Below are 13651 nucleotides of genomic sequence, written 5' to 3'. Positions count from 1 at the left end.
AGGTGCTGCCGCTGCTGAAGGACTTTGTAAGTCCCTTCTGAAGCTGTCATCCTGAACATTCCGCGCATCAAGCGGCGACGAAGGACCTTCTCACGTGAGTACGAGTCGTTGATACGCCTGTTGTTCTAGCGGGAGAAGGACCTTCGCCGCCGCTTGATGCGCGGAATGTTCAGGATGACAGGCAATTGTTATTACCCGCCCGTCGGCCCAAACCGCTCGGTTCTGATGTCCTCGGCGGGTAGGCCTAGATCCTGCAAGCCGGTAGCGACGCTTTCCACCAATCCCGTAGGGCCGCACACGTAGCATTCGGGCGAGGCAGCAAATCGCTTTACCACCTCTGTCAGCAGCGCCGTATCGATGCGGCGGTGGTAGCCCGACCAGCCGCTGGGGGCTTGGCGGGTATAGTCCAGTAGCAGGGTGAAGGTAGCGTCGGTGGCAGCCATTGCTTCCAGTTCCTGTTGATAAATAACCTCTTCCGACGTGCGGATGCTAAACAGCAGCACCGTGGGGTTGCGCAACATCGCACGCTGGCGGTGGCGCAGCATGGCCATCAGCGGGACTATGCCTGAGCCGCCAGCAACAAGGAGCAGCGGCCGGGCCGCGGCCGTTGCGCGCCACACAAAATAACCACCAATCGGGCCGCGCACCTCTAGCTGGTCGCCTACCCCTACCCCTTCAAATAAATAGCCCGATACTTCGCCTTCCTCCACGGCTTCTACCGTCAGCTCAATCTCGTCGGGTTGCTCGGGTGGGGAGGCCACGGAGTAGCTGCGCTCGGCCTGGTAGCCGTCGGGGGCGGTGAGGCGCAGGGTGTAGTGCTGGCCGGCTAGGTGGGGCGTCCAGTGGGGTAGGCTGAGCGTGAAGGTTTTCACGCGGGGCGTTTCGGCGTGAATGGCCGTGACGGTGGCCAGCTGCCAGTCCAACCTACTCATCGTCGTCGGCGTAGCGCTGGGCCTTCCACGGGTCGCCGTACATGCTGTAGCCGGCGCGTTCCCAGAAGCCTGGCTCATCTTCGGTCATAAAGCGCAGGCTGGTAATCCACTTGGCACTTTTCCAGAAATAGAGGTGCGGCACCACCAGGCGGGCCGGGCCGCCGTGCTCGGGCGTTAGAGGCTGGCCGTCGTAAGTGAGGCCGATGAAGGCCTTTCCCTCGCGTAAATCAGCCAAGGGTAGGTTGGTGGTGTAACCGCCGTACGACGTGGCCATTACGTAGCGGGCTTCCGGCCGTAGCTGCACGTGCTCCAGTAGCGTGTCCAAACTCACGCCCCGCCACTTGGTATCAAACTTCGACCATTGTGTGACGCAATGAATATCGGGGTTGAAGTCCTGCTGGGGTAGGGCGTTGAACTCCTGCCAACTCCATTTTTTGGGTTCTTCCACCAGCCCTTCCAGCATGAAAGTCCACTTTTCCAGCGCAATGCGCGGGGTAGGCCCGGCCGACAGCACCGGAAAATCCTGGGTTTCGTACTGGCCGGGCGGCAGCTTGTGGTTGCTGGGCCGCTTACGCTGAAAGCCTTGGTTGAAGAAGGTAGGAGCCATGACGGTCTAAGAGGCTATTTAAGTTAGCTAAAAGGTAGTTAGAATGATGTAGAGACGCATACTTGCGTCTCGTCGTTGAACGACAGCTACCCGTATCGTTCAACGACGAGACGCAAGTATGCGTCTCTACATTGTGCAGTGGTTACTCTGAACAGTTGCTTAGAAACCTAACAGTTTCCGTCTACATCACAGGCCGCGCCATCTTGGCCGGCTACCAGGGTAGGGACAGGGTGGTTTTCCTCCCACACTTTCTCCAATACTTCCTGAAACAGCTCGGCTGGCTGGGCGCCCGACACGGCGTATTTATCATCGAAAACGAAGTAGGGCACGCCGCGTACGTTGATTTGCTGGGCTTGGTACTCGTCGTAGCGCACTTGCTGGGCGTAGGCGTCGGTTTGGAGGGTAGCTTTTACCTCGGCGGCGTCCAGGCCAAGGTCGGCGCCGAGTTGAGCCAGCGTGTCGAGGTCGCCTATATCTTTGCCCTCGGTGAAGTAGGCCGCAAATACGCGTTCTTCGGCTTCGTTGCCCTTGCCCTGAGCGGCAGCTAGGTGTAGGAAGCGGTGCGCCAAAAACGTGTTGGTGGGGATAACGCGGTCGAAATCATACTGTAGCCCTACCTCGGCGGCAATGCCAGCCATGTGGTCGTTCATCTGCTTGCCCTGGGCCACGGATACGCCCTTGCGCTCGGCCAGCAGCTCATGAATGGTTTGGCCGGGCGTGTGCTGCATGTTGGGGTCCAGTTCGAAGCTGTGCCACTGCACTTCCACCGCGTCGGCGTGGGCAAACTCAGCCAGACCGGCTTCAAACTTCCGCTTGCCGATGTAGCAAAACGGACACATGATATCAGACCAGATTTCTACTTTCATATTCAAAGGGTTTCTTTCGATGAATAAGTAGTTTGCAAGCGAAAAGTTTGCTGACTGGTCCGCCCGCGCCGGCCCCACTTGCCCCTGCTACCGATGACTGTACCTATTACCTTCCGCGCCGTAGTGCAACCCGGCGGCCCCAGCTTTATGCCCATGCAAGTGCTCGTGGTACCCGTGGAGGTGGTAGAGGCGCTGGGCGGTAAAGCAGTGAAGCGCGTGGTGGTAGCACTACGGGACCATACCATGCGTTTGGGCCTGCACCCGTTGAAGTCGGGTGAGCGGTACCTGATGCTGAATCAGGCCCTGCTAACAGAACTAAGCCTACGCTCCGGCGACAAAGTAACCGTCAGTATCAGCCCCGACCCTACCCCCAACCAGGTAGACCTGCCTGAGGAGTTAGCCGAAGGCCTAAGCAGTTGGCCCGAAGCCGAAGCTGCCTTCGAGCGCCTGACGCCCGGCACCAAACGCGCCTTAGCCTACCACATCGAAAGTGCCAAACGCCCCGAAACCCGCAGCAAGCGCGTGGTCAGCGTATTGCATCAACTAGCTACCGGCGGCCATCCGTTTAAGCCGTGGACGGGTGGGTGAGGGTAGGGAGGTAGAGGGTGTGAGGGTAAAAGGGTAGGAAGTGTGTCATTCTGAGCGCAGCGAAGGACCTTATCACGTCAGAACGAGTCGTTGGTACGTCAAGCGTTCTACTGTGATAAGGTCCTTCGCTGCGCTCAGAATGACACACTTCCTACCCTTCTATCCCTTTACCCTCTCTCATATCTGAATATTGAAAACCAGCGGAGAGAAGGACGCCTGGCGAGTGCGCGGATTGTAGACAAAACGAGCACCCAACTCAAACGGCGTGCGCAGGTGTAGCACGTTGAATAGCACAGCCCCATCGACGCCCACCGTGCGGTAGTCGCGTTGGATGAGTGCACCGGTGGTGAGAGAGCGGCTTTCGCCATGGGCTACGTCCATGAAGGCAGTGGCGCGCAGGCGCTGCACGTACAGCACCCGGCCCACGGCCCAGTGCACAAACGCCAGGGGCAGGGCGTACTCGGTGGTGCCTACCCACAGGCGGTCGAAGCTCACGTAGCCGATACCACGCGGAAAGAAGATGCTGGAGCTAAACTGGTACTCGCGTTGCTGCTGCCACTGGTAGCCGCCCCGCAACCGGATAGCGTGGTGCCGCCCAATGCCGGGCAAATACACGCTGGCCTGCGTGCCGAACTGCGCCGCATTCAAACCCGCGCCAAACGGTGTGGTGCGCCAGGTAGCCAGCAGCGTGCCGCCCCAGCGCGGGGCCACGTCGCGGGCCGAGAGCTTGAGCTGGCGGGCGTAGCTGAAGGAGGTTTGCACGGCATTTACAGGCCGGTCAGATGCGGGGTCGGTGCGGTAGCGGAGGGGCAGGTCGTAGCCGTTCACTTGCTCGCGGAGGTAGTAGGCGCTGAGCGTGAGGGCTTGCAGGTACTTGGAGCGCGTGAGTGTAAGGGGTAGGCGGCCGCCCACGGTGAGGCGGGTGTAGTTCCATCGGTCACGTACGAGGCTGTCGAGGGGCGTTCTGCGGTCGACGTACACGCCGGTGTTGCGGCCGCCGTGCTCTACGCTCAGGTCGAGCACGGGGTAGCGGCCCTGGTAGCTAAGGCCGCCGAACACGTTGGCCGTGCGCTCGGCCTGGTTGTAGCCTACCCCTACCTGGGCCTGAGTGGTGTTCAGCAAGTCCTGGGAGCGCACGCCCACGTTCACGCTGTTGCCGGTAGGGCTTTGCACCACGCCCCAGCCAAACACATTAAACGCGTGCCGCAGCGGCGAATACGGCCGCACCGGGTAGGGCGTGGCAGCCGAGTCGGGCCGCACCAGCAATGGCCGAACTAATGCAGCGGCTGGCTCCTGGGCGCTTAGCTGCGCCGCGTAAGGGTCCGAAAGCACGGCCTCGGTCGCCGGCGCGGGTAGGGCACGCCAGGCCGTGGTATCTAGCGGCATTTCCAGTACGCGGCTGCCCGTGGCCTGGAATTCGTGGAAGGCCAAACGCTGACCATCCGGCGAAACCGCGGCGTGGTAGGCACCTACGGGCCGCGAAGTCACTTGCCAGGTCTGGCCCGTGCGTCGGCTCACAGCGTAGATATTATCAATCCCCGACTGCGGCGAGTTGTAAAGCACAAACTCGCCCCAAGGCTGCGGATTGGTAAGGTTGATGTTGGCAACGGGCAACAAATCCTGCTCTTGGCCGGTGGCGGGGTCCAGTACCGTAAGGGTTTTGCCGGCGCGGCGCAGGGCCACGGCCACCACGCGGCCATCGGGTAGCCAGCGGGGCTGCTGGTAGAAATCGTTGCGCGGGTTGGGCAAGATGCGCACCTCGCGGCCGGTGGCTACGTCCACAATCCGCAGGGAATGATGGTAGGACGAATCGGTGAGCGTTACCACCAACTGCCGGCCATCGGGCGAGAGGGCGGCGGCCGTGTAGCGGCGCTTGGTGAGGTGCGTGAGCCGGCCGGTGCTCAAGTCTAGGATGCGCAGCTCAGAGTACACGCGCTGCCGCCAGCGCGGGTCGTAGCGGTACTCGGGCCACACCACCTTGCCGCCGCCTACTGATAGCATCTCGGGTACGTTGGTCAGGCCCTGCACAAACACCTTTTGCTCGGGCGCGTGGCGGCGCAGCAGCACCAGCTGGGCAATAGTGCCTAAGCCAGTTTTCATGGCCAGCACGCTGCTGTCGGTTACGTACTGCGGATATTCGTACTGCGTAAACACGCGCTCCTCGGCCTTCACCCGAAACTCCCTACCCGGCGTAATAACCAGATTCTGCTGGCCAGCTTGCCAGGTAGAGTCCAGCTCGTGCATGGTGCGCTGGTAGAGGTCCTCCACGCGCAGGCCCGTAGTGCGCCGGATGCTGTTGGAGAATGAAAACGGGTAAAAGGGAAACTGGTAGTACTTGTCTAGCACAGAGGCCCATACGTTGGGGCCGTAGTGCGTTTTCAGGTAGGAGGTCATGTAGTAGCCCAGCACATACCAGTTAGGTACGTTGTCGCGGAAGGAGCCGTTTACGGCCTTTTGGTAGCCAAAGTGGCGGCCGGCCAGACGATTAGCGCGCATCCCTACCCCAAAATACGGCACGCGGCCCCGGCCACTACGGCTAAGGGCGGTTTCACTGCCCACGGCATCGCCCTCAAAAAACCACTGCGGCACACCCACCGCGCCCACGCCCAGGCCCTGGTCACCGAGTAGGGGCACCAGCAGGCGCCCTATTCCCTGTCGGGCTTTGTCGAATTGCCCCACGTGGCGGTATTCGTGCAGCACTAGGCCATCCAGCCAGTCCATGGTACCCAGGGCCTGGCCCTGTTCGGGCGTCGTGAAGAATTCGGCGTGCCGGGGTAGAAACGTGACGAAGGCGTTGCTGATGGTCGTCTGATTTTGCAACACAATAGGCAGGTGCCGGGGTACCACACCCAACGAGGCTGTGCCGGGCTGCTGCACTTGCTCCAGCCGGTGTGCCGTGCGCTGGGCGGCTGAGTCGAGGCCGCGGGGGTAGAGCAGCCGGAAATGCGGGGTGCGCACCTCCTGCCAGCGCAAATCGGGCGGGTTTTGGTCGAGCACGGGCAGGCTCTGGCTTGCGCCGGGTAGGGCGGGGAGCAGGCAACACACCAGGAAGCAAAGAAGCAGGCGCATGGGCAGGGGCTAGGGTTCTGCAAGAAACCGGTTGCCCAGGCGAAAAGCAATGGCTGCCGCGGCGTCTATCAGAGATTAAATTATGCAATTGGAGCCCAACAGCAGCTGTACTAACTCACAGTAGTAGTGGTAGTTCACCGCGATAATTGCCTGATATAGATAAATATAGATTCTTATAAGCACTAAATTATATTCAGTCATCTGCTATGCGCTACGCGTAAGAGCCTGAACACGAGATTATAGTATCTCTACCATCCTTTCCTCAAAACAGATTCTTATGAAACGCGTCATTCTTTTTGCAGCAGCTCTTCTTGGTGGTATCTCGGTAGCCTCGGCTCAAACGACCACTGGCGGTATGACCACCGGCACCATGACCACCGGCGGCACCACGGCAGGTACTACCGCAGGCACCACCACGGGTACCACAGGTACAACTACCTCGGCCACTACGGGCACCACTACCTACGGCACCACCGCTGGTACCACTAGCGGCACCATGGGCACTACGGCCGGCACTACCACCACGGGCCGTCGCCGCACGGGCACTACGGCTGGTACGATGAGCACCACCACGGGCACTACCACCACGGGCCGTCGTCGTACGGGCACCACGAGCGGCACCATGCGTACTACCTCAGGTACCACCAGCGGTACCATGCGCACCACGTCCGGAACTACGAGCGGTACGATGCGCACTACCTCAGGCACCACGAGCGGTACCACTACCATGCGCTAATCGCGCTGGCTTACTTGCTTTCTTAATCAGCGCTGGGCTTCTGTCTGGCGCTGATTTTTTGTGAGGTAGGCCATTGCTTTTTCGCGAGACGGGGGAAATCAGGCAGTCCACAACGCAGTGGAGGCCGTGCCCGTCAGCCTTTGTTCATAAAATCAACTATAGAATTTTAAAAATGGAATACCGGGAATTAGGTGACAGCGGGCTGCATGTGTCGGCCATTACGTTTGGCAGTTGGGCTGCCGGGGGCTGGATGTGGGGTGGTACCGAGCAAAACGATGCCGTGGGGGCCATTCATGCAGCCTACGAGCATGGCGTTACCAGCATCGACACGGCCCCTATTTATGGGCAGGGCCTAAGCGAGCAGATTGTGGGTGAAGCCATCAAGAGCCTGCCTCGCGACAAAGTGCAGATCCTGACCAAGTTTGGCATGCGCTGGGACTTGAAAGAGCCCAAAGGCGACTTCGCCATGAAAACCAAAAACAACGAGGGCCAGGACATCGACGTGTATAAATACGCCGCCCCCGAAAGCATCATTAAGGAGTGCGAGGACAGCCTCCGGCGCCTCGGTACGGACTACATCGACCTGTACCAGATTCACTGGCCCGACGTAACTACGCCCATCCACGACACCATGGAGGCCGTGGCCAAGCTAGTGGAGCAGGGCAAAGTGCGCGCCGTAGGCGTGAGCAACTACTCGGCGGAGCAGATGCGCGAAGCGGAGAAAACAATAAAGCTGGCTTCCAACCAAGTGCCGTACAGCATGTTACGGCGTGGTATCGAGCAGGAGTTGGTGCCGTATTGCCAGGAGCACAACAAGGCTATTCTGGCCTATAGCCCTATGCAGTTAGGCTTGCTAACCGGCAAGTTCAAGCCCGGGCAGAAGTTCGAGGACAGCGACTTGCGCTCCACCAACAAGCTATTCACGCCCGACAACATCGAGAAGGTAAACGCCTTCCTGCACACGCTACAGCCCCTGGCCGACGACAAAAACGCCACATTGGCCCAACTCGTCATTGCCTGGACCATTGCGCAGCCCGGTATCACAGTGGCCCTGGTAGGTGCCCGCAACCCTAAGCAAGCCACCCAAAACGCCAAAGCCGGCGACGTAAAGCTTTCTGGTGAAGATATTTCTTTCATCAACGATGAACTGGCGAAGGTGCAGGTAGGGTAGGAGTAGTGTAAGAAGATAGGAGGCAGGGGAGTGAGGTAGAAAAAAAGGAGGTTGTCATCCTGAGCTTGCGAAGGACCTTATGCCCGTTGAACGAGTCGTTGTTACGCTTGTCGTTCTGGCGTGATAAGGTCCTTCGCTCCGCTCAGGATGACAACCTCCTTTTTTCTACCTCACTCCCTTACCTTCCTACACTCACACCCTATTTCCCAGTCACCATCAGGGTGCCGTAGCCGGTGCCGGGTAGGCCGTTGTTGGTCAGGCCTTCTAAGGAGAGGCGGTATTCGCCACCAATGTCGGAGGTATAGAAGGTGATGGTGGCCTGGCCGTTGGCGTCCGTTACGATCTGGGGTGCCCAAAACAGCGTGGCGCTACGAGTATCATCGGGCGGGAGCTGGGCACCGGGTTTCTGGTAGGGCGGCTGGTAGAACTCGCGCGTGGGGTAATAGCGCGGCAGCGCGTAGGTAGCCATGCCGATGGGCGACGCCGCGTAGGGGTCGTTTGCAGGGTCGTAGTTGGGGTTGCCGCGCTTGGTGAAGATGGCAATAACCCCATTGCCGCCCCGCGAGCCATAAATAGCCGCCGACGCCCCTTTCAGGATTTCCACGCTTTCCACGTCCTGCACCGGAATGGAATTGACAATGCTGGCGTCTGTCTGCACGCCATCAATGATAAACAGCGGCGAGTTGTTACCCGAAAAGGAATTAACCCCCCGAATGACTACACTCATATTCGTTGGGCTACCCGTCACCTGCACGCCCGCCACCCGGCCCTGAATGAGTTGCAGGATATTGGTGTAACTATTGGCCGCCGGAATATCGGCGGTGCGGACCACCGCATCGGCGCGGGAGTAGAGGCGGCGGCCGTCGGCAACCTCGCGGCGGCCCCGTACATCCACGTTTTGGAGCAAAATGCGCTTGCCATCGGGGCTGTACTGGCGCTCCATCACCTGCTGCCGCTTGCTGCTTCGCAGGTAGGCCACTTCCTCCGCCGACCCCACCTCCAACGGGATGGTAGGCAGATCTTTGGTGCCCTCGGCCACCTTCTGGTCTAGCCTGACGATGGGGTTGCGCAGGCCTTTCTGGGGCTGCACACGCACCAGCAGGCGGCTGGTGTCCTGCTCCGCAAACCCACTGAAAAAGAAGCGACCCGCCGAGTCGGTGGTGGTGGTCATCAGTTGGTTTTCACCCCCGAAGCGCAGCAACAGCACGGTGGCGTTGGCGGCCGGGGTTTCTTTGCTACCCAGTAGCTGCCCATTCATCACCTGTCCACTCACGCTCAGACTCTGTTCCAGGGGGTAGGGATAGTTGCCGAGGCGGTTGGCCAGCAGCTCCTTCCACACAAACCGCCGCCAGCCCTGGGTCAGCATCAGGTTGTCGAGAGCCAGGTTGGTATCGTAGGTAGGGTTGGTGAAATAATAGCCGGGTTCTTCCACGGTGCCGCGCAGCTCCGAGGTGAGCAATAGGTAGGAGCGAATGGTGCGCTGTTCCATAGAGGCGGGCACCAGCTGGGCATTATTCACAGCCAAGGAAAACTGCCCGGCCATGGGTTTGCCTTCGGCATCGGCCACAGCTACACGCAGAGTCACTTTCTCGCGAGGAGCGTAGCGGGCTTTGTCGGGTTGCAGCGTGATGCGCAGGTCGGGCGTGGTGGCGCCCACAAACGCCAGCCGCTCGCAACGCGCCTGGTTTTGACTATCAAACAAGGTGAAGTGGGCCACACCGGTCTGAAAGCGGCTTTTAGGAATGCGGGCGCTGAACGTGGTGCCCGCGCCTACCTGGCCCTGCCCGGCGTAGGCCACTTGCCCGCGCACGTGCGCCACCAGCGTAATGGCCTCGGCGGCAGCAGCGCCCGTGCCAGCCTGGCGCTGAATGTACACTTGTACCTGGTCTTTCAGCTCCATCACCTTCATGGTGAAGCCTGTAGGCAGTGCGGTGGGTAGGGGCGTAGTGAGGAAAGCGCCGCCCGACTGCCGCACGGTGGCCTGGTACGTCTGTCCCGGCTCGGGCTTCAACTGAAACCGACCCATGCCCACGTGTTGGCTTTTGAAAGCCACCACATCGCGTCCGCGTCCGTCTTTAATAGTACCCGTTACGTCTACCCCTTGGCCGTTAGCATCCACGGCCTTGAAGCCAATCGTGCTTTCCAGGCCACTTACCAGGTTGCCGCCTTCCGGGAAAAACTGCACCGTGAGGCGCGCTGCCGCTGTTTTGCCCGATACGCGCGTGCGCCGTTCTCCAATGGCGGGCGCCACCGCATCTAGCGGCGTGTGCCACACCATAATCTGCTGATTGTAAAAGTAATCGGGGCTGGTGTTGCGCATCCAGTTGGTGTAGGCGCGCACCGTGTAGCGGCCCTGCACCAGGGTGTCGGGGAGTAGGATGTCGCCGGTGGCGGTGCCGTTGCGCAGGCGCAGGAGCTGCTGGCGCACCAGCACTTGGTCGGGCGAGAGCAGGTCTACGTACAGTACCCGGCTCAGGGTGTCGGGGCGGTGGTTGCCGGCCTGCACCACGTAGGCTTTCAGCCACACGGTTTCGCCGGCGGCGTACACGGTTTTATCGAGGTGGAGGTAGCTTTTCTCGGGGAAGGTGGCGGCGTAGAAGCGGTTGAGCTGGCGCACCAGCTGCTGCAAAAAGCCATCGGCCTGGGGCGCCACTCGGAAGCCCGCAAGTAGCAGTACCACGGCCAGCACACCCGCTAGCAGGCCTGCCCGCCGTTGCGTGAAGGGAGATATCATAAGAAGTATAGTGAGTCAACAAGAGATACGGCCAACGCGGCCAGTTATTCTTTCAACGACGATTGTTACTGCATCCGTTCCTGTTCCCGCTGCACCTTCAGCGTGAAGTAGGTATGCAGCACCAACAGTACCCGCACCGTCAGTACAAATAGTACCAACCCGGCTATCAGATAGAAGATGGGAATAAGAAACGCGAGTTGAAAAATCAGACCACTGTCCATAACGCGAAACAAGATAGATAGGGGTGAATAAAGAAAATTAGCTGCCGCTACTATAAGTAAACGCACAAGTAGTCATCACGTTGACAACTTTTGCCGTAATTTCCATTCTGCTTGCTCAATCTGCCCCCGGTTAGAGGTGAAGCTTTTCCGGGTAAGAACTCACAGGTATGTCGAAACTATATATCCTGCTGCTCAGCAGCTTGTTGCTGAGTGGGTGTGGCGCCCGCACCTACGCCACCCGCGACGTAAACCAGCCGGTGCTGGCCACGCACCGCACGGTGGCCATTCTGCCCTTTGAGGTGGAACTGGACCGTCTGCGTACGCAGGACATTCTATACCACGGCACCAGCGACCCTACCCCCGAGCAAATAGCGCAGCGCCAGCAGCAGTGGACCGAAAGTCAGCGGCAGGCGCGGGAAGCCCTGGCCTACGAACTACAACGCTGCCTGCACAACCAGGTGCAGACCATGCGGGGGCAAGGTAGTCGCTCCGTAGCGTTTCAGCCAGTGCGCGAAACCAACCAGCGTCTGCGCGCCGCCGGCATCACCTATGATAATCTGTTTGAGCACTCTATGACGGAGTTGCAGCAGGCGCTGGGCGTCGACGCAGTGCTGTCGGGGGCGGCTACGCTCTACCAGCCCATGCCCAACGGGGTAGCCGTGGCCGCGCATTTGCTCAGCAATACGCCTTTGCTGTTGGGCGGGCCGCTCACCGGCAACGTCACCACCGCCAACCTCACGGTGCACGACTGTCGCAGTGGGGAAATGGTCTGGCGCTTCAATTACGAGCGCACGGGCAGCACCACCGTGCCTACCGCCGATGCGCTGGTGAAGCAACTCCTGCGCCCCGCCGCCAAAACCTTTCCCTATCGGTAACAAGGTATTGCCGGGGTTGCGCAACGAAGTAGGGTAGGGCCAGTACTACACCTGCTCCGCTACCGAACCGGTGCGGGAGGTGCGGCCGCGCTCTTTGCGCACCAAGCGTGCGTAGAGGCTGATTTCCTGATCAAATAGAAAGCGGAAAAACAGCTTGGTGTAGGACGTGTGGTGCAGCAGCGGCTCGTAGAACTCGGGGGCTACCTGCTTCAGCTTGGGTAGGTTGTTCCACGGAATGCTGGGCAAATCGTGGTGCTCGTTGTGGAATCCGACGTTCAGGTTCACGCCGTTCAGGCGGCCGTAGTAGCTGTAGGTTTCCTGGTTGGCATCCAGGGTGAGGTAGTGCTCCTGAATCCAGCGCGCCCCCAGCGGGTGCAGCCCCACCGAAAACCAGAAGCTGAGGGCCAGGTAGAGCAGCGCCGTCCACCCCAGAAAGTACACTACCGCCACATCAAATGCCAGCTGGCACACAACGTTGGCCACCACGTAGCGGTCTACGGCTGCCACTTCGCGGCAACGGAACGTGCGAATCACCTGAAAAACCGGGAAGAAAAACAGCCACACCGCTTTGCCTAGCGCGTAGTTGCGAATCAGCTTGGCCTCGTACCAATCGGGCAAGTCGGCATCCAACTCGTGCACGCCCTGAAACACATGGTGTTTGATATGGAAGTTTTTGAAGGAAATAGCTGTGGGCACCACCGAAGGAAAATTGGCAACAATACCTACCGCCACGTTTTGCCACAGCTTCTTGAACACCAGGTTGTGCGCCGCTTCGTGAATAACGACAAACAGCGTATGCGAGAAAAAAGCCCCTACCAAGTAGGCCACCGGCACCACCCAGTACCACGCCTGCTGGCGTAACAGGTAGGCCAGCCCCACCTGCGCCCCCACACAGGCCAGCGCTACCAACAGGGTAGCCGGCGTGCGGGTCATGAGGTGTTTCACCTCAGGATGCGCGTGTACGATCTGTCGGCCCCGGCCCCGGTGTGGTTCGGGAGTGGTGGTGGTGGTGAAGGATGTGGCGCTCATAGGTGCAAAATCAGCAGGAAAAGCCGCATGGTGAATGCCATCCGTAGAGCAAGGTAAGCCTATTTACCTGAGGCTAAGATGAAGAATACAGGCGGAATGACCGGAGCTATAAAAAATGCAAAAATCTTGTTTGACTCCAATTTAACCTAGGGCCTGATTCGATCTGGCGGGGCTTTTGCATTCAAGCAATGCCAACCGGCTTTTTCCGGGCGTGCATTCCTGCCAATTATGCTTTTTCCTGCTCCCAAGTTTAATTCCGGCATCTGGCGCCGCTTTCTGCTGCTGGCGGCTGGGCTCTATTTACTCTGGTTTTTTGGCTACGAGCAATGGCTGGGCCCCGATGGCCGCCTCGATGCCCTGCTCACGGCCAACATGGCCGGTAGTAGTGCTGTGCTGTTGCGCGTGGCGGGCTTTGCGGCTACGGTGGGCGCCAATCCCATGCTGGTGCTCATGGACACGCGACCCTTTGTGTACATCGGTTCGCCCTACAACGGCTTGGCTATCTACGCGCTGTTTGCGGGCTTTATTTTGGCCTACCCTGGCCCTACCCGCACGCGGTTGTGGCTGATTCCGGTGGGCATTGCCGGGCTCTACCTGCTCAACCTGCTGCGCGTGGGCGTGTTGGTCGTGAATCAATATTATGCTTACCACGCCGTAGCGTTCAACTATTATTATGGCATCCTCACGGTGCTGGTCTACGGCTGCATCTTTAGCCTGTGGCTGTACTGGATTCGGCAACAGCCCCAGCACCCGCCCACGGCGGAAGGCTAAGGTGCTTTTTCACTCGCTATTCCGAAAGCCAACGGCCCGCTGTGCAGTGCAC

Annotated in this window: 12 protein-coding genes; 5 read left to right on the top strand and 7 right to left on the bottom strand. The window is 59.7% G+C overall.

Annotated features, from left to right (window positions below; genetic code table 11):
• Positions 1 to 191 precede the first annotated feature (191 nt).
• The 3 genes from KYK14_RS19575 to KYK14_RS19565 all read right to left on the bottom strand — a co-directional run bounded on the left by KYK14_RS19575 (position 192) and on the right by KYK14_RS19565 (position 2405).
• Positions 192 to 932, bottom strand: a complete 741-nt coding sequence (locus tag KYK14_RS19575; RefSeq protein WP_219161279.1) for a ferredoxin reductase — start codon at positions 930 to 932, stop codon at positions 192 to 194.
• Positions 925 to 1539: a sulfite oxidase-like oxidoreductase gene (locus KYK14_RS19570; protein ID WP_219161276.1), complete on the bottom strand. Its 615-nt coding sequence runs from the start codon at positions 1537 to 1539 to the stop codon at positions 925 to 927. Before KYK14_RS19570 ends, KYK14_RS19575 begins: the two co-directional genes overlap by 8 nt.
• 167 nt (positions 1540 to 1706) lie before the next feature.
• Positions 1707 to 2405 carry a DsbA family oxidoreductase gene (locus KYK14_RS19565; RefSeq protein ID WP_219161273.1) on the bottom strand — a complete coding sequence of 233 codons (699 nt, stop codon included), beginning with the start codon at positions 2403 to 2405 and terminating at the stop codon, positions 1707 to 1709.
• Between the two features lie 93 nt (positions 2406 to 2498).
• Here KYK14_RS19565 and KYK14_RS19560 point away from each other — a divergent pair, with 93 nt between their 5' ends.
• On the top strand, positions 2499 to 2993 hold the full coding sequence (locus KYK14_RS19560; protein ID WP_219161270.1) for a YdeI/OmpD-associated family protein: 495 nt from the start codon (positions 2499 to 2501) through the stop codon (positions 2991 to 2993).
• A gap of 177 nt (positions 2994 to 3170) precedes the next feature.
• Here KYK14_RS19560 and KYK14_RS19555 read toward each other — a convergent pair whose 3' ends face one another.
• The gene (locus tag KYK14_RS19555; RefSeq protein WP_219161267.1) at positions 3171 to 6062 is read right to left on the bottom strand and encodes a TolB family protein; all 2892 of its coding nucleotides are present in this window, start codon (positions 6060 to 6062) and stop codon (positions 3171 to 3173) included.
• Between the two features lie 277 nt (positions 6063 to 6339).
• Here KYK14_RS19555 and KYK14_RS19550 point away from each other — a divergent pair, with 277 nt between their 5' ends.
• Complete coding sequence (locus KYK14_RS19550) at positions 6340 to 6798, top strand: hypothetical protein (RefSeq protein ID WP_185281546.1); 459 nt, start codon at positions 6340 to 6342, stop codon at positions 6796 to 6798.
• A gap of 172 nt (positions 6799 to 6970) precedes the next feature.
• Positions 6971 to 7969 (top strand): aldo/keto reductase, encoded by a 999-nt coding sequence (locus tag KYK14_RS19545; protein ID WP_219161264.1) that lies wholly within the window; start codon positions 6971 to 6973, stop codon positions 7967 to 7969.
• A gap of 199 nt (positions 7970 to 8168) precedes the next feature.
• Here the strand turns inward: KYK14_RS19545 and KYK14_RS19540 are convergent, their stop codons facing one another.
• Together KYK14_RS19540 and KYK14_RS19535 are read right to left on the bottom strand one after the other, a co-directional pair.
• Positions 8169 to 10703, bottom strand: a complete 2535-nt coding sequence (locus KYK14_RS19540; protein WP_219161261.1) for a TonB-dependent receptor plug domain-containing protein — start codon at positions 10701 to 10703, stop codon at positions 8169 to 8171.
• 65 nt (positions 10704 to 10768) lie between these two features.
• A complete protein-coding gene (locus KYK14_RS19535) occupies positions 10769 to 10924 on the bottom strand; it encodes a hypothetical protein (protein ID WP_219161258.1) in 156 nt (51 codons plus the stop codon).
• 167 nt (positions 10925 to 11091) lie between these two features.
• Between KYK14_RS19535 and KYK14_RS19530 the strand changes: the two genes are divergently transcribed.
• Positions 11092 to 11799 carry a hypothetical protein gene (locus KYK14_RS19530; RefSeq protein ID WP_185281542.1) on the top strand — a complete coding sequence of 236 codons (708 nt, stop codon included), beginning with the start codon at positions 11092 to 11094 and terminating at the stop codon, positions 11797 to 11799.
• Between the two features lie 45 nt (positions 11800 to 11844).
• Here the strand turns inward: KYK14_RS19530 and KYK14_RS19525 are convergent, their stop codons facing one another.
• On the bottom strand, positions 11845 to 12828 hold the full coding sequence (locus KYK14_RS19525) for a fatty acid desaturase (RefSeq protein ID WP_185281541.1): 984 nt from the start codon (positions 12826 to 12828) through the stop codon (positions 11845 to 11847).
• Positions 12829 to 13056: 228 nt separating this feature from the next.
• Between KYK14_RS19525 and xrtX the strand changes: the two genes are divergently transcribed.
• A complete protein-coding gene (gene xrtX / locus KYK14_RS19520) occupies positions 13057 to 13599 on the top strand; it encodes an exosortase X (RefSeq protein WP_185281540.1) in 543 nt (180 codons plus the stop codon).
• The last annotated feature ends 52 nt before the right edge of the window (positions 13600 to 13651 follow it).

Origin of the sequence: Hymenobacter profundi, assembly GCF_019334315.1 — a bacterium.
Taxonomy (GTDB): Bacteria; Bacteroidota; Bacteroidia; order Cytophagales; family Hymenobacteraceae; genus Hymenobacter; species Hymenobacter profundi.
The sequence above is the reverse complement of the archived record's forward strand: the minus strand, read 5'-3'. Positions and strand labels throughout refer to the sequence as shown.